The organism is Flavobacterium nackdongense, from assembly GCF_004355225.1.
Taxonomy (GTDB): Bacteria; Bacteroidota; Bacteroidia; order Flavobacteriales; family Flavobacteriaceae; genus Flavobacterium; species Flavobacterium nackdongense.
The window spans coordinates 3,411,431-3,434,332 of sequence record NZ_CP037933.1 but is presented as its reverse complement, the minus strand read 5'-3'; the positions used below and the strand labels follow the sequence as shown (position 1 = coordinate 3,434,332).

At 36.6% G+C, this 22,902-nt stretch carries 16 protein-coding genes; 2 read left to right on the top strand and 14 right to left on the bottom strand.

The annotated features are described in order from the left end of the window. Window positions 1-177: 177 nt before the first annotated feature. From rpsU to E1750_RS14715, 5 genes are all read right to left on the bottom strand, one after another. The gene (rpsU, locus tag E1750_RS14735) at window positions 178-375 is read right to left on the bottom strand and encodes a 30S ribosomal protein S21 (RefSeq protein ID WP_133277509.1); all 198 of its coding nucleotides are present in this window, start codon (window positions 373-375) and stop codon (window positions 178-180) included. Between the two features lie 242 nt (window positions 376-617). Then, window positions 618-1,211: a zeta toxin family protein gene (locus E1750_RS14730; protein WP_262709721.1), complete on the bottom strand. Its 594-nt coding sequence runs from the start codon at window positions 1,209-1,211 to the stop codon at window positions 618-620. Between the two features lie 2 nt (window positions 1,212-1,213). Continuing rightward, the gene (locus tag E1750_RS14725) at window positions 1,214-1,399 is read right to left on the bottom strand and encodes a hypothetical protein (RefSeq protein ID WP_133277507.1); all 186 of its coding nucleotides are present in this window, start codon (window positions 1,397-1,399) and stop codon (window positions 1,214-1,216) included. A gap of 119 nt (window positions 1,400-1,518) precedes the next feature. After that, window positions 1,519-2,661 (bottom strand): acyl-CoA dehydrogenase family protein, encoded by a 1,143-nt coding sequence (locus tag E1750_RS14720; RefSeq protein ID WP_133277506.1) that lies wholly within the window; start codon window positions 2,659-2,661, stop codon window positions 1,519-1,521. Between the two features lie 18 nt (window positions 2,662-2,679). Next, window positions 2,680-3,564 (bottom strand): ComEA family DNA-binding protein, encoded by an 885-nt coding sequence (locus E1750_RS14715; protein ID WP_133277505.1) that lies wholly within the window; start codon window positions 3,562-3,564, stop codon window positions 2,680-2,682. Between the two features lie 166 nt (window positions 3,565-3,730). Between E1750_RS14715 and E1750_RS14710 the strand changes: the two genes are divergently transcribed. Further along, window positions 3,731-5,374: an amino acid permease gene (locus tag E1750_RS14710; RefSeq protein ID WP_133278160.1), complete on the top strand. Its 1,644-nt coding sequence runs from the start codon at window positions 3,731-3,733 to the stop codon at window positions 5,372-5,374. 73 nt (window positions 5,375-5,447) lie between these two features. Here the strand turns inward: E1750_RS14710 and E1750_RS14705 are convergent, their stop codons facing one another. Continuing rightward, complete coding sequence (locus E1750_RS14705; RefSeq protein ID WP_133277504.1) at window positions 5,448-5,675, bottom strand: PspC domain-containing protein; 228 nt, start codon at window positions 5,673-5,675, stop codon at window positions 5,448-5,450. A 21-nt stretch (window positions 5,676-5,696) separates the two neighbouring features. Further along, the gene (locus E1750_RS14700) at window positions 5,697-6,971 is read right to left on the bottom strand and encodes a DUF2851 family protein (protein ID WP_133277503.1); all 1,275 of its coding nucleotides are present in this window, start codon (window positions 6,969-6,971) and stop codon (window positions 5,697-5,699) included. Between the two features lie 110 nt (window positions 6,972-7,081). Here E1750_RS14700 and E1750_RS14695 point away from each other — a divergent pair, with 110 nt between their 5' ends. After that, window positions 7,082-9,493 (top strand): prolyl oligopeptidase family serine peptidase, encoded by a 2,412-nt coding sequence (locus E1750_RS14695; RefSeq protein ID WP_133277502.1) that lies wholly within the window; start codon window positions 7,082-7,084, stop codon window positions 9,491-9,493. 343 nt (window positions 9,494-9,836) lie between these two features. On the opposite strand, the gene E1750_RS14690 is transcribed toward E1750_RS14695, so the two are convergent. The 7 genes from E1750_RS14690 to E1750_RS14660 all read right to left on the bottom strand — a co-directional run bounded on the left by E1750_RS14690 (window position 9,837) and on the right by E1750_RS14660 (window position 22,668). Beyond that, window positions 9,837-10,319: a 3'-5' exonuclease gene (locus tag E1750_RS14690; protein WP_133277501.1), complete on the bottom strand. Its 483-nt coding sequence runs from the start codon at window positions 10,317-10,319 to the stop codon at window positions 9,837-9,839. Between the two features lie 56 nt (window positions 10,320-10,375). Next, window positions 10,376-12,328 (bottom strand): putative porin, encoded by a 1,953-nt coding sequence (locus E1750_RS14685; protein WP_133277500.1) that lies wholly within the window; start codon window positions 12,326-12,328, stop codon window positions 10,376-10,378. A 547-nt stretch (window positions 12,329-12,875) separates the two neighbouring features. Continuing rightward, entirely contained in the window at window positions 12,876-14,609 is a 1,734-nt protein-coding gene (locus E1750_RS14680) for a C40 family peptidase (protein WP_133277499.1), read from the bottom strand. A gap of 198 nt (window positions 14,610-14,807) precedes the next feature. Next, window positions 14,808-16,787 (bottom strand): S9 family peptidase, encoded by a 1,980-nt coding sequence (locus tag E1750_RS14675; protein ID WP_133277498.1) that lies wholly within the window; start codon window positions 16,785-16,787, stop codon window positions 14,808-14,810. Window positions 16,788-17,109: 322 nt separating this feature from the next. Beyond that, window positions 17,110-19,881, bottom strand: a complete 2,772-nt coding sequence (locus tag E1750_RS14670) for a bifunctional aconitate hydratase 2/2-methylisocitrate dehydratase (RefSeq protein WP_133277497.1) — start codon at window positions 19,879-19,881, stop codon at window positions 17,110-17,112. A 328-nt stretch (window positions 19,882-20,209) separates the two neighbouring features. Then, window positions 20,210-21,163, bottom strand: a complete 954-nt coding sequence (locus E1750_RS14665) for an AAA family ATPase (RefSeq protein WP_133277496.1) — start codon at window positions 21,161-21,163, stop codon at window positions 20,210-20,212. A 92-nt stretch (window positions 21,164-21,255) separates the two neighbouring features. Then, the gene (locus tag E1750_RS14660) at window positions 21,256-22,668 is read right to left on the bottom strand and encodes a peptidylprolyl isomerase (RefSeq protein ID WP_133277495.1); all 1,413 of its coding nucleotides are present in this window, start codon (window positions 22,666-22,668) and stop codon (window positions 21,256-21,258) included. Window positions 22,669-22,902: the final 234 nt, after the last annotated feature.

Sequence of the window (22,902 nt, the reverse complement as noted above, 5' to 3'; positions counted from 1 at the left end):
AATTTTTTTAAACACATAGAATCATAGTTTTTTATTAATTTTATTAAGACGCTTCGCTTGATTTTAGTAAATCATAGCTATGTGAACCCAAGAACTGGGCTATCCAACTCTTTTTTCTATGATTCTATGCGTTTCAATTTTACTATTTCTAAAAATTTAATAATTTCACCCAACGAGTTAACTATTCTCTATTTGATCTCTCAAATTTTGGATGTAAGCCGCTTTTTGAATTTTGGCTCTGTTGGTAACTGATGGCTTAATAAAAGCAGTACGTGCTCTTAGTTGACGAACAGTTCCAGTTTTGTCAAATTTTCTTTTATAGCGCTTTAATGCTCTATCGATATTTTCTCCGTCTTTAATTGGTATAATTAACATAATTTTATCACCTCCTCTCGTTAAGGGCGCAAAAGTAATTATTTATTTTGAATTTCGAAATATAAATTATGAATTATTTTTAAGAAAGAAAAAAGGATGAAGAATAACGAGCATAGATTAAATCAAAAAAGCCAAGTTACAATCGCTTGCCTCTTGGCTCTTTTTTCTATATTCTATTTTCTTTTATCCTTTTAATATATTCCTCGAAATTAGCAGTTTCTGGATTATTCTAAAAACCAACACTATTTCTCTAAATTTTCCAAAATAGGCTTTGCCCAATCGTTTATTTCGGTATAAAATTTTTCTAATTTCCCGTCCTTTGTTCTGAATAATAATTTTGGAGAAACATAATCTTCCGAGTTATCATAAACATATAATCTATTGACAGATTTAGAAAGAAAACCACAATTTATAACTGATTTGTAATACCTGTTTACAATCTTTGTAATAGGAACGTCGTGACCGCCTTCTAAAACACGATGCGCAATTCTACCAGCATTTATTGAGGGATGATTTGTTCCAACAAAAAAGAGCCTTACAAAATAACCTAAATCCAGAGCTCGTTCTATAAAATCAATTTTATCAGTTGCAGAAAGTACTGTTTCAAAAATTAAACTTTTACCTTTCTCGAGACATTCTTCTCTAATTAATGCAGCTAATTTTGCTGCTTTTAGCACGGATTCTAAATTGTTCCAATCCCCAAACTCTTCCTGTGCAATATTATCTGGATTAATATAAACGCAATCCTCAATCCATTTGTGTTTTAAAATTTGAGAAGTCAAAGACGTTTTTCCAGAACCGTTTGGACCAGCAATTACAATAAGTTTGGGTTTCAAAATCATTGTTTTAGTTTTGCTAATTGATGCTTTTGCACATCTGCAAAATATTTTTTTTGAATTTCCTTAAATTTTAAATCAGCTTTTACTGCTCGTTTTTTAACATCTTTAATGACTTCTGTCATCAAATCTTCTAACTGTTTTTCAGTAGGTTCAAAATCAGAAGTGAATCTATAAGAAGTATCCATAATTTATTTTTTTACAATTCAAATGTACAAAAATTTAAAACAAGTTTAAAAAACAGCAACAAAAAAGCCAAGTCACAATCGCTTGCTTCTTGGCTCTATTTTCTATATTCTATTTTCTTTTATCCTTTTAATATATTCCTAGAAATCACTAACTTTTGAATTTCGGTTGTTCCTTCACCAATAGTACACAACTTAGAATCTCTAAAGAATTTTTCTACCGGATAATCTTTGGTATACCCATAACCACCGTGAATTTGAATAGCATCTGTTGATACTTTTACACAAACTTCGGATGAATACATTTTACTCATTGCGCCAAGTGTGGTCATATTTCGGCTTTTGTTTTTCAAGAAAGCTGCTTTGTGCAATAACAATTCCGAGGCTTCGATTTCAGTAGCCATATCAGCAAGTTTAAAAGCTATCGCTTGAAATTCACTAATCGCTTTACCAAACTGATGTCTTTCTTTCGAATATTGTAAGGAAGCTTCATAAGCACCTTTGGCAATTCCTAAGGACAATGCTCCAATTGAAATTCTTCCACCATCCAATATTTTCATCGATTGAATAAATCCTTCGCCTACATCACCGAGCCTATTGGCGTCAGGCACTCGGCAATTATCAAAAAATAATTCGGCAGTTTCGCTGGCGCGCATTCCTAATTTATTAGCTTTTTTTCCTGAAGTAAATCCCGGCATTCCTTTTTCGAAAACAAAAGCCGTCATTCCTCTTGAATCTCCTTTTTCTCCGGTACGAACTATAACTACCGCAATTTCACCAGAAATTCCGTGGGTAATAAAGTTTTTAGAACCGTTGACGATCCAATCATCCCCATCTTTTACGGCAGTTGTATTCATTCCGCCTGCATCAGAACCGGTACCGTGTTCGGTCAGTCCCCAAGCGCCAATATGTTCACCTGTAGCTAGTTTTGGAATCCATTTTTGCTTTTGTTCTTCGTTTCCAAAAGTCAAAATATGGTTCGTACACAAGGAATTATGCGCCGCAACCGACAACCCGATCGATGGATCTACTTTCGAAATCTCTTCGACAACCGCAATATATTCGTGATATCCTAAACCTGAACCTCCGTATTCTTCGGGAACTAAAACACCCATAAAACCCATTTTACCCATTTTTCTGAACAAAGGAGCCGGGAATTTCTGATGTTCATCCCACTCCATAATATGGGGTCTAATATATTTTTCTGCAAAATCTCTCGCGGATTCGGCTATCATTTTTTGCGTTTCGCTATAGTCAAAGTTCATTGTAGAAGGGTAAGAATTTTAAAAGTCCAAATATAAGGCTATAATTTTTGCCTTTTCAATAGACAAACCATTAATTTTTGTTAAATCTTCACTATTTTTTATATCGCCATTCATACTTCTGAAAGTCACTATATTTTTAGAAATAGGATATTTGAAATACGGAAATAAGGATAATTCTTTAATGGAAGCATTGTTGATATCTATTTTTTTAACTTTAGGATTGGCTGAAACCTTGAAGTGGGTATTCAAATTTTCGACAACCTCCGGCGACAATCCCCAAACATCGTTCATTTGCTCCATCGAAACAAAACCACCAAGGCTTTCTTTAAATTTCAAAATCCGGAGCGAAATAGCCTCCCCGATTCCATAAATCTTGATCAAATCTCCTTGCGTCGCTTGGTTGATGTCTATAATTACTAGTTTCTCTTTTTTGGCGAAAGCCGATTTGTCATATTTTTTATAGACTACAAATTCCTTTTTTTTATTGACCCAGTCCGGAAACTTGAAATAGGGCGCCATAACATTCAACAACGAATCCGAAACTTGGGTCACCGCCTGAAACTCTTGAGCCGAATTGACATATTTATTTTGCTTTCGAAAAGCGAACAGCCTGTCGATTTGCGCAACCGACATACCAAGTTTGTACCCTTTATAATCTGAAATAAAATTGGGATTGAACGGATAGACCTTCGGCACATAATCCAGCTTGGCTTGCTTCAAAGAATCGATTTGGGATTGCAGGGAAAGCCATTTTTCTTGCTCGCGAGAAGATTTAGAGATTGTAGTAAAATCGATAAAAAAATATAGCAGTTGTAGTCCGACAATCAGACTGAATAAAATAAAAAGTCCAGATCTTTGAGCTCTTGAAAACTTGAAAAGGGACGAAATGGATTCGAAAGCCATACAAACTAATTTGAAAAATTAAAAATATGAAATATTTTACATTCTTTCGGTTTCTGCTTCATTTAAAATCAAAAAAAAGCCTCTTTAAAAAAAATACATATTGTTATGTCCCCTTACCATAAAAAAAACAATATATTTGAAAACTAATAATATTAAACCAGAATATATGTCTATTTGGAAAAGAAAACCACTATCGCAGCTCTTAAACGAGGCTGCTGATTCTGAAAAAGGATTAAAGAAAACACTAACTGCACCCGGATTAGTTGCGCTCGGAATTGGAGCCATAATTGGTGCTGGATTATTTTCAATAACAGGTCTAGCGGCCTCTGCCAATGCTGGACCAGCCATTACGATTTCTTTCCTTGTAGCCGCTTTTGGATGTGTGTTCGCCGGTTTGTGCTATGCAGAATTTTCATCAATGATTCCTGTTGCAGGTAGCGCATACACGTATTCCTTTGCGACGATGGGAGAGTTTATTGCGTGGATTATTGGTTGGGACCTCGTTTTAGAATATGCGGTTGGGGCTGCAACAGTCTCTATAAGTTGGTCGCGGTATTTTGGCAAATTTTTAGCTGGCTACGGCATAAATATAAATGAAGCCTATATGCTTTCGCCTTTTGAGGGAGGAATCATAAATATTCCTGCCGTTTTGATTGTAATGATTATATCCTTAATCTTAATTCGTGGCACCAAAGAGTCTTCTTTTTTCAACGGAATAATTGTTCTGCTTAAAGTTTCGGTTGTTTTGGTCTTTATTGCAGTAGGATGGCAATACATTCGACCTGAAAATTTCACACCGTATATTCCCGAAAATACAGGGAAATTTGGCGAATTTGGTTTCTCTGGAATCATTAGAGCGGCTGCCATTGTATTCTTTGCCTATATTGGTTTTGATGCGGTTTCTACAGCAGCACAAGAAGCAAAAAACCCAAAAAGAGATATGCCAATTGGAATACTCTTGTCCTTAGGTATCTGTACAATTCTTTATATTCTTTTTGCTCACGTGATGACAGGGGTTGTAAATTACCAAGCTTTTGCGGGTAAAGACGGGATCGCTCCTGTAGCAGTGGCTGTTGAAGCAATGGGTACAGCGGGTCCTGACGGAATGATTACTCCAGCCTACCCTTGGCTAAACAATGCGATTCTATTAGCCATCTTAGGAGGCTACGCATCTGTTATACTAGTAATGCTGATGGGACAAAGCAGAGTGTTTTTCTCGATGAGTAAGGATGGTTTAATGCCAAAAATATTCTCTGAGGTGCATCCGAAATTTAGAACTCCAGCCAAAAATAATTTATTATTTATGGTCATTGTGAGTCTTTTTGCTGCCTTTATTCCAGCAAGAGTTGTCGGGGAAATGACAAGTATTGGAACCTTATTTGCCTTTATTTTAGTTTGTATTGGGGTATTAATTATGCGTAAAAAAATGCCTGAAGCACCAAGAGCTTTCAGAACTCCTCTCGTGCCATTTGTGCCAATTGCCGGAGTGGCTGTTTGCCTGTTTATGATGGTCTTTTTACCATTAGACACTTGGATTCGACTTATCGTTTGGATGATGATTGGTTTCGATTTGTATTTGTTCTACGGAATGAAACATAGTAAATTAAACAAAGGTCATTTTAGTCTTAGAAGTTACAAAACCGTGGCTAGTTCAGGTCTAGGAATGGTTCTGGCCCTAATTGTCATTGCATTTATTCATCATAGCGACGCAGCACTTGACGATCATTTCTTATTCTATTTTTCATTATTTTTTGCAGCGCTACATGCAGTAATATATGCCTTTAGCTATAAAAAAGTAAGAATACTTTAAAACCAAAAAGACTGTGCAGAGGGATTATAGAGTTTCAAAACTTTATAATCCCTTTTTTATTGCAAACTGATGCTTACAAATCAAAAACTGAAGAACGTTTACCACGAATTAAATCTTTCAACCGAATCCAGAACGCAAGCGTCAAATAGACCCCAAACCACAAACCAGCAGTCACGAAACTAATATAGATAAAAAACAATCTCACATCAGAAACACGCATTCCCAACTTATCAGCCAAACGTGATGACACATGAAAACCATGTTTTTCGAAAAAATATTTGAGTTGTAATACCGCTTTCACTTTGTTCAATTTCGTGTAAAATTAGGAATTATTCTTTAATAATTCCATTCCAATGGCGCATTCTAAACAACGGCTTTTATTGCAATATTCGTTTTTGAGTTGCAATAATGATTGCGATGCTAAGGCACTTTTTGATGGAATTCCAAAGGAACTAAACTTGTCTATAATCGCATTTTTCTCCGCATTAACTTCGTTTATCAATTGAATTATATCCTCTGAATTTTCCTTGCCTTGACTTTTGGCATACGCAAATTGAAGTGGAATTATTGTATTGATAATGATTAAATCAACAAAAGATTTGGAAATTTTCTTCTTCTTTTTCGGGCTTTCTTTGTCAAACTGATAATGATTTTGCCAATAATCGGAAGTCGAGACATCAAAAATTTCGTAAATTCTTTTAACCGAATTTGACGAATTGATTATAGAAAATAAATTTTGATGAATGTGGTATAAATTGGCCAATTGCGACAAGCGGATGGTTGGAAAATTATCAGGACGATGTTTGAAAAACTGAACGGGTTCGACGACCTTTTTCTCCATTTGGTATTTGTGCAACAAATAAAAATACCTGAATTTTAAATCCTTGAAATAATTATCTTCCTTTTCAGCATCTACTAAACCGGCATTTCCCAAGAGTAAAGCCTCTAAGTTTTCGACTTCGAAACTTTCTTTTCTTATAATGGAAAACGGAATGGATTGGGCAATTTTCAAAAAGATCTCACCATTGGTATTCAACCCAAAATTCTTGGCTAAAAGGCAAAATAAAACAGCTTCCCAGTCCGAATTGGTCTGTTGTAATAACTCAAAAATGGATTTTGATTTTCGTTCTAATCGTTCGAAAAACAAGCGTTCTTGCCAATTTTTCAACAAAAATTCGTCACAATTTTTAAGTTGCTTTTCGCAATAAATCCAAGATTTTGGCGCCATCAACGATTGATAATTTGAAAGTGCCGCTGCATCAACATATTTTTTGAGTTCCAAAACGGGAATTTCGGAATTGTTGCTTCTGAAAATTTCGGTATCGTGTTCCCAAACCACGTGAAGAATAACATTTTCATACGCTTCGTCTCTTTCGTGATGATGCACATACCAATCGGAGGATTTGAGATGAATTTCGACATTTCCTGCCCATTTCTGCTCGCCAATAATGAGTTGTGCATTGAAAAAATCAGGACCAGCCAATTCTAAATATTGTCCAACTTGGATTATGGTAATTTCTTCTCCATTGAACGTTTTCAAATTCAAAGTGTCGAACTTCTTAAATTTCCAGAGATAATGGAGAAAATCTTCTTTCATTTTTGGCCTGTAGATTAAATACTAAAGTAGTAAATTTATTTTTAAACCATTAACATTAATCTCACTGATTTTCATAACTTGCCTTCCAGTTTTCACTAAAATTAAATCTTATGAAATCAATTTTTCTTTCTTTATTATTATTTGGATTTTACCACATTGGAATCGCACAGGAAAACATCAATTTTCAAAAACCTTCGGCTGAAATTTTAGCCCTTGCAGATTTTCAAAGAGCTCCAGCAGTAAGTATGGACACCAAAAAGCAATACATGCTTTTGAGTTATCGAAATACCTACAAAACACTCGACGAATTAAATCAGGAAGAAATGCGTTTGGGAGGATTGCGAATCAATCCGATAACGAATATTTCTAGTTCTGTGAACTACGTCAATAATTTAAAAATCAGAAAAATCAGTGATAAAAATGAAATTCAAGTCAGTGGTTTGCCTGAAAACCCAAAAATCACCAATGTATCTTGGTCACCTGACGAGACAAAAATAGCCTTTACTAACACCACAAATTCTGGCGTTGAATTATGGGTTATTGATGTTGCTACTGCTTCAGCTAAAAAAATCACAAAAGACAATTTGAATGCTAATCTGGGAAGTCCATTCAATTGGATGAAAGACAACGAAACTTTATTGGTAAAAGTATTACCCGCCAACCGCCCTGCCTTGATTGACGCTAAAAAAGATTTGCCAAAAGGCCCAACAGTTTCTGTTTCTGATGGTTCAAAATCACAAAACAGAACCTATCCCGATTTATTAAAAAACAAACTTGACGAACAAAATTTTGAAACCATGGTCACTTCTGAATTGTATAAAATTTCGCTCTCAGGAAAATCAGAATTGTTCAAATCGGGTGCCATTTATACAGGAGAAAGTTTTTCGCCAGACGGCAATTATTTGATGCTAACCACAATTCAACGTCCCTATTCCTATATAGTTCCATTAAATCGTTTTCCACAAACTACGACAATTTATGATGCTTCAGGAAAAGAGGTAAAAGTGGTCAACGAAGTACCATTGACTGAAATTATGCCAAAGGGATTTTCCTCGGTTCGAAAAGGAAAACGAAATATGAGTTGGCGTGCAGACCAAGCTGCGACCCTAACCTTTGTTGTAGCACTCGATCAAGGAGACCAAGCTATTAAAGCGGAGTACAGGGACGAAGTTTTTCAATGGAATGCTCCATTTACGGCGGAACCAACTTCATTAGTCAAAACACAACAACGTTATGGAGGAATAATTTGGGGCAATGAAACCACCGCAATCATTACCGATAATTGGTATGACACGCGAAATACTAAAACGTATTTGATAAATCCATCCAATCCCAACCAAACTCCTAAAATTATCTTCGACAGAAATTCTCAAGATATCTATTCGGATCCCGGGAATTTCGAAATGAAAAAAAATAAATTCAACCGTTATGTTTTAGCGATCGAAAATGACAATGCTTATTTAATTGGCGAAGGAAATACCAAAGACGGACAGTTTCCTTTTATAGATGAATACAATCTAAAAACATTGCAATCCAAACGTCTTTACACTTCGAAAATAAAAGACAAAAAAGAAGATTTATTGTCGATTGAAGATTTCAAAAAAGGAGAAGTTTTAGTGCTCATTCAATCCAAAAACGATTATCCAAATTACTATTTCAGAAACATCAAATTAAAAGACAAGTTAACCCAAATTACTTCTTTTAAAAATCCTTTCGAAAGCATCAAAAATGTATATAAAGAGGTGATTAAATACAAACGTAAAGATGGCGTTGATTTATCGGGAACTTTGTATTTGCCTGTGGGTTATGACAGAGCCAAAAAAGAAAAACTACCCTTATTAATTTGGGCCTATCCAGCTGAATTTAAAGACAAAAGCTCAGCAGGGCAAAGCGATAAGAATCCAAATGAATTCACTTTTCCAAATTATGGTTCGTTTGTATATTGGGTTACCAAAGGCTATGCTGTATTAGACGATGCCTCTTTCCCAATTATCGGCGAAGGAACTACAGAACCTAATGATACCTTCATTACACAATTGATTGATGATGCTGCAGCTGCGATCAATGCAGTAGATAATTTAGGCTATATCAATCGCAAAAAAGTAGCTATTGGTGGTCATTCTTATGGCGCTTTTATGACTGCCAATTTATTGTCGCACTGCAATTTGTTTGCTTGCGGAATTGCAAGAAGTGGTGCCTATAACCGAACTTTAACTCCGTTTGGATTCCAAAGTGAGCAACGCAATTATTGGGACGTTCCTAATGTGTACAATGAAATGTCACCGTTTATGACTGCCGATAAAATGAAAACGCCGCTCTTATTGGTTCACGGAGATGCCGACAATAATCCAGGTACTTTTACTTTACAATCCGAACGCTATTACCAAGCTTTGAAAGGACTTGGAGCGCCAGTTCGATTGGTTTTATTACCAAAAGAAGCACACGGATATGCCGCAAAAGACAATATTTTGCATTTGCTTTGGGAACAAGATCAGTTTTTAGAAAAATACCTAAAAAACTAGATTTACTATTAGAAATCAATGTTGTCCGATTAAAATTGTAATGAAACTAAAATCTCCAACAAATATAGTCCCTACGGGACATTAGAGGGCGAATGACTTGTTTTTTGACTACCAACATTTTGCTCCTAACGGAGCATACCTTGTAGAGGTTAAATGTTGGTAGCGAAAGGATTACGAATAGTAAATTTGTCCCGTAGGGACTATACTTGCATTTCATCGGATAACAGTGATTAGAAATACTGGGTTGAACAAACCTGCTTTTTCTAAACAATCAGACCTATGAGGTTTTAAAAACCTCATAGGTCTTTTTTTTAAAAGAACTAATAGACAGTATTAGTAGTTTTCACCGCAACAAATACAATTTGGCGCAGGCTCGAGCATCGGATAAGGCTTCGTGATGATTGAGTTCTATCTGCATTGCACGGCAGCAATCGCTTAATTTTGTCGGCTTCAAACCTTTGGCTTTGTAGATTTTTACGGTGCATTGCCATCTCGAGCCAATATTCAAATCTTCATAATTCAAGCCATAAAGTGCCATCGATTTGGCCAAAACATTTCGGTCGAAACTTTCGTTATGCGCAACTACCACACGGTTTTGCAATCGCTTTTGAATCTCAGGAAAGACCTGCAAGAAGGTTTTAGCATTCGCAGTATCACGAGGATAAATTCCGTGAACCGCAATCGTAAAGGGATTGTATTCGTTTCGTGGCGGTTGTATTAAAGTCACAAATTCATCAACAATAATTCCGTTTTCGACCGTAACAATCCCCACCGAACAAGGATGATAGGCAGTTGCTGTTTCGAAATCTATAGCGGTGAAAGTCATTTTGATTGCAGATTGCAGATTTTAGATTTTAGATTTTTGAAGTGGTCACTTAAAAACTACTGGAAAAAATTCCAAACCAATCCAAAGCGAATGATGAAATCTCCAGTGGGATTATTAGGCGATGAATAATAATTGTATCCCGAAAGCGAAGAGTTGAAATGCTCCAAAGTAAAATAGATTCGAGTCCTTTGAATTCGCGCATTAAGGAAGAAATCTAAATTGGCATAATTTCCGATTTCTTTTTGGTTTTGAACAAAAAACTCGCCTATAACCGGATTGTATTCGTTGCCGAAATAATTTGTAAAATAGTTCAAGGTAATTCCGGTTTGAAAAAACAAGGCCTTGCGAAACAAATTTTGCGAGAAATAAAACGTGTTTCTGGTAACAAATTCCGGAACGTTCAGCACCAAATCCGATTGATCTACTTTTTGATAGAGCAGCGTATTTTCTAAGGCAAATTTTCCAAATCTGAACTCATTATTGGCTTTTACCGACAAATAATTAATCGTGTTGGCATATTGCGCAGGTGCAACAATTTGCTGTCGCTCCGCCATTTGAGCAGCAGTTGTTACATCTACAAAATACAAATGGTCATTTAGAGTCGAATATTGCACGGACACATTGACCCAAGGCGAATGAGCATTGGCAATGATAGAATTTATTTTTTCATTCTTGAAATCGTTCGACCAATTGTAATTCACATAACTACTTTGATACAAATTATAGTTGTCATTCGGCAACTTATTGATGTTTTGATATTGGAACGAAAGCAAAGTTTCATCATTCAATTCATATTGCATTTTCGCATCTAAATTGGAGAGCGATTGATTGGTCAGCGATCTTGATAACAGAAAATTTCCCGTCCATTTATTTTTTCTATATTCATACTGACCTCCATAACAATCAATTCTTCGGCTCAATGAGGCTGGCACTGTTTCCGAATCTAGTATCAATATTTGGTTGTAATAATAATTGCTGAAGAAATCATCCAGATAAAAATTGAACTTTCCTAAAGTGGTATTTTCATAAGTCAATCCCAGTTTATTATAAGTTTTATTATAATGCGTTTGGTCGTTGATATTGCTGGTTTTGTAAGATTCCCCAAAACGATACACCGCAGTTCCTCCCACACTCGATGCTACTGTTGGCTGATTGTATTCAAAAAATTTATTCTCGTAATTGAACTGATGGCTTACATACAAATTATTATTGCCTTCCGTTGGATTTATCCGAAAAACATGGTCTAAAAACACGCGTTTCCCTTTCAAAAACGACCTAGCATCGGTCAAAAATACCTCCAATCGATCTCTTTGTAAAAACGCAGTGTTACCACTTTCAAAATCTTCTGCCGTAGTGATTCCGCCGTTTTCCTCATTCATCAAATCTTGACCCGTGAAATGAGCATTGGCAAAATAGCGTTTGTTTTTGGTATTATAACTTGTGGTAAACCTAAAATTCCCCGTGCTAGTGAGCTGATTCACGTATTTCCCCTCGGAGCGTAATCCTTTGTATGCCAACGAAAAATTGAATCTTTTAGAGGTGTTTACAGCAAAAAAAGCGTCTACATTTTGCCCTTTTTTCATCACCGATTTAAAATACAATTCGGTCACCGGAGTCGCCACCGAATAATATCGAATTTGATTGGCTTCCAGAAAATTAAAATGCTTGGCTTTGAATCCAAACTCAGGAAGTGGCGAAAAAGAAGTCAAACTGTATTGCAAGGTATTGTAGGTTTGCCCCTCGTTAGGAAAAGGCAAAAGTCCAAAAAGATCTTTTCGCAAATAATTATGACTGTACTTTTTCTGAATCGTGAGCGAAGTATCGATATAAGTCGTGTCGCGCTCCAAAGTAATCGCTCGATACATATCAATAGTAGCCACGGGCGCTTTAGGATTGACGGAATCCTTACCAATTAAATTATCCAATAAGTTGGGTTTATTACTGTTTTTCTCTTGAGAAAAAAGCAAAGAAGAGCAACACAAAAAAACCAGCAGCAAAGAAATTCTCATCGAGAAAAGATATATTTATAAGGAACAGCTATTTTTTATCAGAGGCAAAGGTAAATGAAAAAACGCACAAACAAAAAAACACATCCAAATATAGAACTTTCCATAAAATCAATGCCCGCATTTACCAACAAAATCTTCTTTTGGGCGTGCCCCTTCGTGAAAAACTTCGGGTCGGGCTGTACGTTCCCGCTTTTTTATTTTTCAATTGCATAGCAATTGAAAAATAAAAAGAGCTCCACTGCCATCCCTCACGCGGTCTAACACCACAAGATTTGACAACTTTCAAAAAGTTGTTAAATCTAAACAACACCTTACCTATATTTAAATTTTTTAGGACAAAAAATTATAAACCAAACCAATGGCTCTTTGCATAATTTCTGTCGGAAAGACCTAGTTTGTAGCACCGAATTTCAATCCGTTGAAAAATAAAATCAGTTACGAAAGAGTTCCGCGGTAGCAGTGCATTGTTAAGATATATTTCATTGGAAGCGCAACGAATGCGGTAAAAAACATCCATCAAGTGAAAACGAAAACCGCATAGCAAGAATTACAGCACCCGATTCACCTGCACCAAATTCCTTTCGTAATACGATTCTTTGGTAGAAGATATCATCACACCTCCGTGAGTGGCAGAATGAATAAATTTAATTTCGCCATCGAGCACTTCGACAACCATTCCTACATGGTTTATTCGGCCACTTCCTCTGGTTTTAAAGAAAATCAAATCGCCTTTTTGCGCATTTTGAATGTCTATTTTTGAACCAAATTCAGCCATCTCCCCAGAAGACCTTGGCAATTTAACATCCGTATTGGCAAAAGTATAACACATTAATCCAGAGCAATCAAAACCTTCGGTAGTGGTGCCGCCAGAACGATATCGGGTGCCCATATTCTCTGAAGCTCGCGAAATCAACTGCTCGACAAAAACGGCGTCGTGCACCATACTCATTTCTTTATTTTCAAACTTTTCTTTGACAAATGCTCCCTCAAGCGCAATCGCCTTTTCAACCTCAAGGGTTTTCTCTACAACAACCGAGGTAAAAATTTTAAGCACCGAACCTACCAATAACTTTTTGACAACTGAAGGATTCTGTTTTTCCAATTCAGTAACTGAAAGACCATATTTTTTCGCAATTCCGTACTTGGTTTCCTTGGGCAAAACTTCATGTGTAATTACATTTTCAGTTGGAATAACGGTCTCTTCTTTGGGTTTTTCGACAACCACTGCAGTCGCTTTTATCTCTATATCCTCTTTCTTTTCGACCTCAGGCAAAACGACTTTATTTTTTGCTGGAATGGTAATTTTTTGTCCCGCTTTTAATGATTTAGTTCCTAATTCAGGATTCGCTTTTTGAATTTCTGCAACCGAAATCCCATATTTTCTGGATATGAAATACAAGGATTCCTTTGGCAAAACAATGTGAGTTGTTGTATTCGCCTCTTTGATATCTGCTGTCGCCTGAACAGGTTTTGGACTAACTACTTGAGGTTGCATAGACTCCTTTTTAGTAGAAACAGTTTCCTTATTTTGCTCCTTTTTCTCTTGAACAATCGCGCTAAGTTGTTTTGAATTGGTATTCAAATTGGCCGGAATATCAATCTTTTGCCCTAGCCTTAAAGATGATTTATCAATATTTGGATTGGCTTTTTGCAATGCAGCTACTGTGATTCCGTACTTTCTGGAAATAGAATACCAAGATTCTTTAGGCATAACTTCGTGTGTTGTTTCACTGTTTTGAACCTCGACTTTATCATCATCAATCGCATTGCTAGCCACTTTATCCTTTGAAATGTTCTTTTCTGACTCGTTCGACTGAATATTATCTGCGACTTTGGTGCTTGCTGAAGTAGCTGCTAATTTATCCTCAGCAGTTTGCGGAACTTTAATAGATTGACCTATCCTAAGTCCCTCCTTTTCTAAGTTAGGATTAATACTATACAATTGAGCAACACTGATATTTGCTTGCTTTGCTATTCCATAGACGGTTTCCTTTGGCAAAACTTCGTGGGTGGCAGTTGGCATTGCTGAAGACACCTCCGACCTATTATTTTTTGGTATTTTGACTTTAGAAATAGGAATCAACAAAACTGTTTTTGGCTTAATTCCATTAACAGCATCCGGGTTAAGTTCATAAATAACTGCAGTTGTAACCTTATATTTCTTTGCAATTTCGCTAACGGTTTCGCCTTTAGCAACTGCATGTTGAGTGTAGTTCTCTTGAGAAAAAACAGATACACTACTGATAAGAAATACGAATACAATCCATTTAAAACCCTTCATTTCAATCAATTAAATTACACCTAAAAGCTAACAATATCGCAAATTTTACAGCCGTTGAACCAATAATTACTAATTAATACCGCTATAAACTGCTCCTTTTTAAGGAATGCAAAGATATTACTTTTGTTAGCTTTGAGCGTTAAAGAGTATCTAAAAATGTATAAACCCCAGAATCAACATCCTAAACCAGTAGCTTTGCTATTTTTTCATCAAATAGGTATTGAACCAAGTCAAATAACGTTCAAAACGATCCTTTTGAAAACTCGGATTTGTAATGCCGTGAAACTGCCCCGGATAGATAATAAGTTCTGTTGGTATTCCGATAGATTTAAAGGCCTGATACATTTGCTCACTACCCACAGCAGGCACATTAAAATCACTTTCGCCGACCATGAACTGCGTAGGCGTTTTGATTTTGTTCGCTTTCAAAAAAGGATAGGAAAGCGCAATATATTTATCAAAATTCTTCCAAGGTTGTCCAATTTCATTATCATACTGCAGGATATACTGATCGACTCCATACATTGAGGAAACCATTGCCACTCCAGCTCCGCTTGCAGCCGCTTTAAAACGAGTATCCGTTGCTATGGTATAATCGGTCAAAATTCCGCCATAACTCCATCCTCCAATTCCTAATTTATCGGGATCTGCAATACCCTTTTGCACCAAATAATCTGCTGCACCCAAGATATCTAAGACTTCCTTGTTACCCCAATCACCAGAAATAACTTTACAAAAATCCAAACCGCGTCCGTTGGAACCTCTATAATTGACGCCTACGACAGCATAACCAGCCGCTGCCAACATTTGTCGAGTAAGATCAAAACTATATTCGTCTTGCCCCACAGGACCACCGTGAATATAGAAAATAGTGGGTAACTTTTTCCCAATTACAGCATTCGCAGGGCGATACAGCAGATTTGAAACCAACATCCCGTCTTTGCTTTTTGATGTAAAGCCTTCGACACTGGCCAGTTGTAATTTTTCTAAAAACGCGTCTTGATGTTTTGTCAAACGACGGACCGCACCTCCTTCGAGAGCATAAATTTCTGTCGGTGTTTGTGAATCGCTCATACTAACGAGAAAACTACCAGAAGGATGGCGTTCTAGGGTTGTAAAACTACGATTGCCACTTACGATTTTATTCATTTTAGCATCAGTAGCTGAAAATTCAGCAACATATCTCGTTCTATCGTCAGTCACCACAGCCATTACCGACGATCCGGTCTGTGTCCATCTTGGACTTCCGACTGGTCTGTCTAAAGTTTTTGACAATACTTTTGGTTCTCCGCCATTCGAAGAAACAACACACAAAACATTTTGATCGTACATTATATAATTATCCGGCGAAGTTGATCTTAAGTAGGCAATTTGCTTACCGTCAGGACTCCACTGCAGCGATGTATCCGATCCTGTCCAGGTTGTTATTTGTTTGATTGCGGCATCCTTCTTGGCATCAATCACCCAAATATCCGTATTTTCGTTTCTGTCTGGATCGGTGCTGCGATTACTTAAAAAAGCGATTTTTGACCCGTCAGGCGACCACTTCGGTTCCTTTTCGTCAAAATTCCCTTTGGTGAGCGTATCCATTTTTTTGGTTGCAATGTCATAAAGATATAGATGGGTTGGTTTTCGAGTAAGATAGCCTTCAATATCTTGTTTGAAATGATAACGATCGATCACAATTGGTTTTGGAGTTTTTACTTTTGCCGTATCCAATTGGGTTTTGATAGTCAAAGCTATTTTGGTTCCATCTGGAGACCATTCATAATCATCTAAGTCCCCTTTTTTGATATCAGTCAATTGTTTTGCCTCGCCTCCACGTCTATTCATAATCCATATTTGACTCCCTTTGAGCCCGTTTCTGGAAGATACAAATGACAAATATTTGCCGTCAGGGCTCCAATTGGGTTGAGATTCACTTTCTGGGCTATTGGTAAGTTGGATAGATTCTTTGCCATCCCAAGAAACCATCCAGATATCCGAATTTCTTTTGTTCTTTACAGAATCAACAGTCGAAAGTGTATAAGCCACCCAACTCCCATCTGGTGAAACACGAGGATCACTCAAGTTTTGCAAACGGTATACATCAGAAGGTTTCAGATTGCGTTTTACGTTGGTTTGCGCAAAAGTTTGTCCTGCAAAAAATAAAATTAAAAGTATCGCAATTGGTTTCATAATGGGTATAATTTTGAAAGGTGATAATTATATTGGTTTTGGTTCTAAATTTAAGTTTTATTTTAGCTAGTTGTACTTAGACTAACGTTAAAAATTATTTCTATAAAAAATGGGCTTATAATTCATTTTTAATGTTTTGAAAAACAATACCCTAGCCCAGATTGCTTCGCCAGTTCGCTACGCTCGTGTGCAGTGAAAATCCTTTATTGCCGGTGTTCGGCAATAAAGATTGTAACGGATAGCTGGATTAGCTCCTTCTAAAAATTGAAAAAAAATAAAAAAACTCCCAAGCTTCCTTGAGAGTTTTTAGTGTTTAAACTGATTATTTAGCTAAAAGTTTATGAGGTGGTGCAAACTTGGTTAGATTAATCCCTTTGACAGCAGCCACATATTCTTCGATAGACGGGGTTCTTCCGAGCACTGTGGATAAGACCACAACTGGTGTAGAGGAAAGTAAAGACTCACCTTTTTTACCCTCTTTATCTTCAACAACCCTTCCTTGAAAAAGGCGCGTAGACGTTGCCATCACCGTGTCACCTTTGGACGCTTTCTCCTGATTACCCATACAAAGATTACAACCTGGACGCTCTAAATAAAGCATTTTTTCGTATTCTGTACGTGCCACAGCTTTAGGATTATTGTCATCGAATTCGAAACCGGAGTATTTTTGTAAAACTGCCCAATCGCCTTCTGCCTTCAATTCATCAACAATGTTATACGTTGGTGGAGCAACAACAAGAGGTGCTTTGAATTCCACTTTACCATTTTGAGCTTCAATATTTTTAAGCATTTGGGCAAGAATTTTCATATCGCCTTTGTGCACCATACAAGAACCAATAAATCCAAGATCTACTGTTTTCGTACCGCCATAGAAAGATAGTGGTCTGATGGTATCGTGCGTATATCGCTTGGAAACATCCGCATTATTCACATCTGGATCTGCAATCATTGGCTCTGCAATTTGATCCAAATCGACTACAACTTCAGCGTAGTATTTTGCATTTGCGTCTGGCGTCAAAGCTGGTTTTTCACCCGATTTAATCTCTGCAATTCTTTTATTGGCAATAGCGACTAATCCTTTGAGAACGTGGATGTGATTGTCCATCCCTTTATCAATCATAATTTGAATTCTTGACTTAGAAATCTCCAATGATTCTATTAAAGTATCGTCTTCAGAAATACAAATAGAAGCTTTTGCTTTCATTTCGGCAGTCCAATCTGTAAAGGTAAACGCTTGGTCGGCAGTAAGCGTACCGAGATGTACCTCGATAATTTTCCCTTGAAATACGTTTTCGCCACCAAACTGTTTTAGCATTTGTGATTGAGTCGCGTGAACTACATCACGAAAATCCATATAGGTTTTCATTTCGCCTTTGAAAGTTACTTTTACTGATTCCGGAATAGGCATGGAAGCCTCACCCGTTGCTAATGCAAGAGCTACTGTTCCAGAGTCTGCACCAAAAGCAACCCCTTTTGACATTCTAGTATGCGAGTCACCACCAATAATGATAGACCACTCATCTACCGTAATATCATTCAAGACTTTATGAATCACATCGGTCATTGCGTGGTAAACTCCTTTCGGGTCACGAGCCGTGATTAATCCGAAATCGTTCATAAATTGCATCAATTTTGGAATATTGGCCTGCGCTTTTTTATCCCAAACCGAAGCGGTGTGACAACCGGATTGGTATGCACCGTCAACGATTGGCGAAATTATTGTCGCAGCCATTGACTCTAATTCTTGAGCTGTCATCAAACCTGTAGTATCTTGCGAACCTACGATATTTACAGTTACACGGACGTCGGAACCGGCGTGTAAAACTTTACCAGGCGTGGTACCAACTGCATTATTATTGAATATTTTCTCTACCGCTGTTAGGCCTTGTCCTTCATGAGAAATCTCTTTTGATGGAGCATACACAAGAGGTGCTTCGATGCCTAAAGTTTTAGCTGCAAATGTTTGTAATTTTTTACCAAATACAATCGCGTACGAACCACCAGCCTTGATGAATTCCATTTTCTGAGGCGTAAAAGCTTTCGAAATATCGATTAGTTCTTTGTCGCCATTATACAATTTCTTTTCTTTAATATTAATGGTCAACACAGTTCCAGTCGCCACAGAATAGGCTTCTTCAAGAATAGGATCGCCACTTTCGTTGCGAATTAGATTGCCATTTTCATCCAATTTTTTAACCCAGTTTTTAAGGTCAAGACCAATACCTCCTGTCACATCAACAGTGGTCAAGAAAATTGGAGAAATGCCATTGGTACCTGCTACAATTGGCGCAAAATTCACAAATGGTACGTAAGGACTTGCTTGCTTGCCTGTCCAAAGCGCCACGTTATTGACACCTGACATTCTGGATGAACCCACACCCATAGTTCCTTTTTCGGCGATTAACATCACACTTTTGTCGGGATGTTGTGCTTGCAATGCCTTAATTTCGTCTTGCGCTTTAGGCGAAATCATACATTTACCGTGAAGTTCACGATCTGATCTAGAGTGCGCTTGGTTTCCTGGGGACAACAAATCGGTTGAAATATCTCCTTCGCCTGCAATATAAGTCACTACTTTAATTTCATTTGGGACCGCTGGCAATTTTGTAAAAAATTCTGCTTTGGCATAACTTTCTAAAATTTCCTTAGCAACTTCGTTTCCACTTTCGAACGCTTGAACCAAACGCTCGGTATCTGCTTCGTAAAGATAAACTTGTGTTTTGAGTACTTTTGCAGCTTCATTTGCAATCGCAGCATCATTACCTAAAGCCAAGTCAAGCAGTACTTTGATCGAAGGACCGCCTTTCATGTGTGACAAAAGTTCAAATGCAAATGTTGGTGTAATTTCATTTACTACAGATTCACCAAGAATAATTTCCTTCAAAAACTTCGCTTTTTCTCCAGCAGCGCTTGTGGTTCCCGGAATGGTATTGTAAATAAAGAAATTCAGAGAATCCGCTCTATTTTCATTATGTACGTCTTTTATTTGCGCTATGATTTCGCTAAGCAATTCTGCTCCGTCAATTGGTTTTGGATGAAGACCTTGACTTTTTCTTTCTTCGATTTCCTGAATGTAATCGCTGTAAGTTTCCATGTGTGAACTATTTGTGGTGTTAAAGGCTAAATATCTTGATTACTTCAAAATCAAAAGCCTTGTAAAGTATTTATTTTATTGTAACAGGCAAATTTAATAATTAAAGATGAGAATTAAAAAGAATAGAATAAAAGACCTGTTTTCAAAAATTATTATTACTAAATATTCAAAATAGACTAATAAAATTAAAAAATAACCTAAAAAAAGACTAAAAATCAACAAATCTGCAAATTAATTCACTTGCAAATTTACCAAAACTACATCGATTGAATTTTAAGAAAAGAATCGAACAAATAAAACGAAAAATTTGCTCTAGTTGAGCTCTTTGCTACAACAGTTTATCAATAATCATTTCTTCGGTAATTCCCTCAGCATCGGCTTTGTAGTTCTTGATGATTCGGTGACGGAGAATTCCTGTGGCTACCGCTTTTACATCTTCGATATCGGGAGAAAACTTTCCGTTGAAAGCGGCATTGGCTTTGGCCGCCAAAATTAAATTTTGCGAAGCTCGTGGCCCTGCGCCCCAATCAAGATAATTTTTGACATATTCATTAGACAAAATATTATCCGGACGTGTTTTGCTCACTAAGGTTACCGCATATTCAATCACATTATCGGCAACCGGAATTCGGCGAATCAAATGTTGAAAATCGATAATTTCTTGAGCAGAAAACAATGAATTTACGGTCGAATTAGAATCAGATGTAGTACGTTTGACCACTTGAACTTCCTCTTCAAAGGATGGATAATCAAGTTTAATAGCAAACATAAAACGATCTAATTGCGCTTCGGGCAAAGGATAAGTTCCTTCCTGTTCAATTGGATTTTGGGTTGCCAACACAAAATAAGGCAAAGCTAATTTATAGTTTTGACCCGCAATAGTAACGGAACGCTCTTGCATCGCTTCAAGTAAAGCAGCTTGTGTTTTTGGTGGTGTTCTGTTGATTTCGTCAGCCAGAATAATATTCGAAAAAATAGGCCCTTTAATGAATTTGAATTGACGATTTTCATCCAATATTTCACTTCCTAAAATATCCGAAGGCATTAAATCAGGTGTGAATTGTATCCGTTTGAAATCCAAACCTAATGCTTGAGCCAAAGTATTAACCATTAATGTTTTTGCCAAACCTGGAACTCCAACTAAAAGTGCGTGACCGCCTGAAAATATACAAAGTAAAATTTGATCAACCACATCATCTTGACCCACAATAATCTTTGCGATTTCGGCCTTTAAATCGTTCCTTTTTTGAACCAGATTATGTATTGCTGCTACGTCGGACATTTTGATTTTAGATTTTAGATTGCAGATTACAGATTGCATATTTTAGAATGCTAAACTGCACTCACTGAACACTCAAAACTGAACACTGAACACTATTTCTTAAGCCAATTATTGGTAAAAGTACACTCTCTGTATTCGCCATTGATTTTGATATAAGTGTCTTTGATTTTATCATCAAACCATTTTCCTATAGCCTTGATTTGTTTTTCTTTCAAAGCCAACTCTTTGATTTTGATATAATCTTTAGCATAATCTGCCGTGTGCTCATTAATTCTATTGGTAACTGTGATCAACTTGTATTTTTTCTTACCCGACTGATCTTCATCCAACAAAGGCATTGAAATATCATTGTCTTTTAAATTGGATACCTGACTGTACAAGGTAGGATCCATTTTGGTCAATTCGAAACGAGTATCTTGCGTTTTCGGATTAATCAATGCTCCTCCATTAGTCCTAGTTTCTTTTTCGTCAGACATTGTTTTAGCCGCTTGGTCAAAAGTAATTTCTTTGTCTGTAATTCGTTTTCTGATTAAAGTGATTTTTTCTTTGGCTGCTTTTAAATCATCTGCAGTTACCGCTGGAATTAATAAAATATGGCGCAATTCTACATCTTGTCCTTTAATTTTTTCGACATAAATAATGTGATAGCCAAAATCTGTTTCAAAGGGCTCTGAAATTTCTCCTTGTTGAAGACTAAATGCTACTTCCTTGAATTCCTTGACAAATTGTGTTTTTCTATTCATTTTATAATACCCACCTGTTGCCCTTGAACCGGGATCCTGAGAATACAAAACCGCTTTGGTAGCGAAACTTGATTCTCCTGCTAACACTTCCTTTTTGAATTCTTTCAGTTTATCAATTACTTTCTGCTTTTCAACATCCGATACTTTTGGGGTTACAACAATTTGTGCCACTTCCATCTCGGCACCAAAAACAGGTAAATCCGCTGCAGGAATTCTTTTGAAAAAATTACGAACTTCTTCTGGGGTAATTTCAACTCCATCTATGATTTTCTTTTGCATTTCAGAAGTCAATTTTTGTTCTTTCAAAACATCAAAGAAATAGGTACGAAATTCTTCTTCAGAACTTTTTTTGTAGTACTTCACCACCTTGTCCATAGAACCAATTTGCTCTACCATATAGTTGAGTCTTTCGTCCATCATTTGTTTCACCTCGGAATCCGTAACCTTAACACTATCGATCACAGCTTGATGTGCATACAATTTGTCTTCCATTATTTTGCCTAAAATCTGGCAACGAGTGATATCCTTGATCGACCCGCCTTGACTAGAAATTTCCAAATAGGATTTGTCAATATCAGAATCCAAAATAATGTAATCGCCCACCTTTGCTATTACGCCATCGATTTTTTGTTTTTTAACAGCATTCTCTTTCTTGATGGTGTCAGCAGTATTTTCTTTGATAATCTCTTGAGCCATAGCCATTCCGCCAGAAAATAGAACAACAAAAAAAGTAAGGGCAATTGTATTATTAATGAATTTCATTGGTTTTTATTTGTAAGTATTATTCGAAATTATGTTGTAATTCATTTTTGAAACAGATGGAGAAAAGTGATCTATTACACTTAAAAATGTATCAAAAAAAAACGACTCAAATATACGCTTTAAGAATTAAGAAATGGATTTTTTTTAGCTTAAACAAAAATAAGAATTCCGTTATACAATACAAGTTAAGTCCGTACTATTAACAAAACTTTATAGAGATATTCTGATTTATTT

Bases quoted from the DNA above. Each gene is read 5' to 3' on its own strand.
- E1750_RS14695 (WP_133277502.1), top strand. From the start codon at position 7,082: ATGAAATCAATTTTTCTTTCTTTATTATTATTTGGATTTTACCACATT.
- E1750_RS14660 (WP_133277495.1), bottom strand. From the start codon at position 22,668: ATGAAATTCATTAATAATACAATTGCCCTTACTTTTTTTGTTGTTCTA.
- E1750_RS14685 (WP_133277500.1), bottom strand. From the start codon at position 12,328: ATGAGAATTTCTTTGCTGCTGGTTTTTTTGTGTTGCTCTTCTTTGCTT.
- E1750_RS14665 (WP_133277496.1), bottom strand. From the start codon at position 21,163: ATGTCCGACGTAGCAGCAATACATAATCTGGTTCAAAAAAGGAACGAT.
- E1750_RS14710 (WP_133278160.1), top strand. From the start codon at position 3,731: ATGTCTATTTGGAAAAGAAAACCACTATCGCAGCTCTTAAACGAGGCT.
- E1750_RS14720 (WP_133277506.1), bottom strand. From the start codon at position 2,661: ATGAACTTTGACTATAGCGAAACGCAAAAAATGATAGCCGAATCCGCG.
- E1750_RS14670 (WP_133277497.1), bottom strand. From the start codon at position 19,881: ATGGAAACTTACAGCGATTACATTCAGGAAATCGAAGAAAGAAAAAGT.
- E1750_RS14690 (WP_133277501.1), bottom strand. From the start codon at position 10,319: ATGACTTTCACCGCTATAGATTTCGAAACAGCAACTGCCTATCATCCT.
- rpsU (WP_133277509.1), bottom strand. From the start codon at position 375: ATGTTAATTATACCAATTAAAGACGGAGAAAATATCGATAGAGCATTA.
- E1750_RS14715 (WP_133277505.1), bottom strand. From the start codon at position 3,564: ATGGCTTTCGAATCCATTTCGTCCCTTTTCAAGTTTTCAAGAGCTCAA.
- E1750_RS14675 (WP_133277498.1), bottom strand. From the start codon at position 16,787: ATGAAACCAATTGCGATACTTTTAATTTTATTTTTTGCAGGACAAACT.
- E1750_RS14725 (WP_133277507.1), bottom strand. From the start codon at position 1,399: ATGGATACTTCTTATAGATTCACTTCTGATTTTGAACCTACTGAAAAA.
- E1750_RS14680 (WP_133277499.1), bottom strand. From the start codon at position 14,609: ATGAAGGGTTTTAAATGGATTGTATTCGTATTTCTTATCAGTAGTGTA.
- E1750_RS14700 (WP_133277503.1), bottom strand. From the start codon at position 6,971: ATGAAAGAAGATTTTCTCCATTATCTCTGGAAATTTAAGAAGTTCGAC.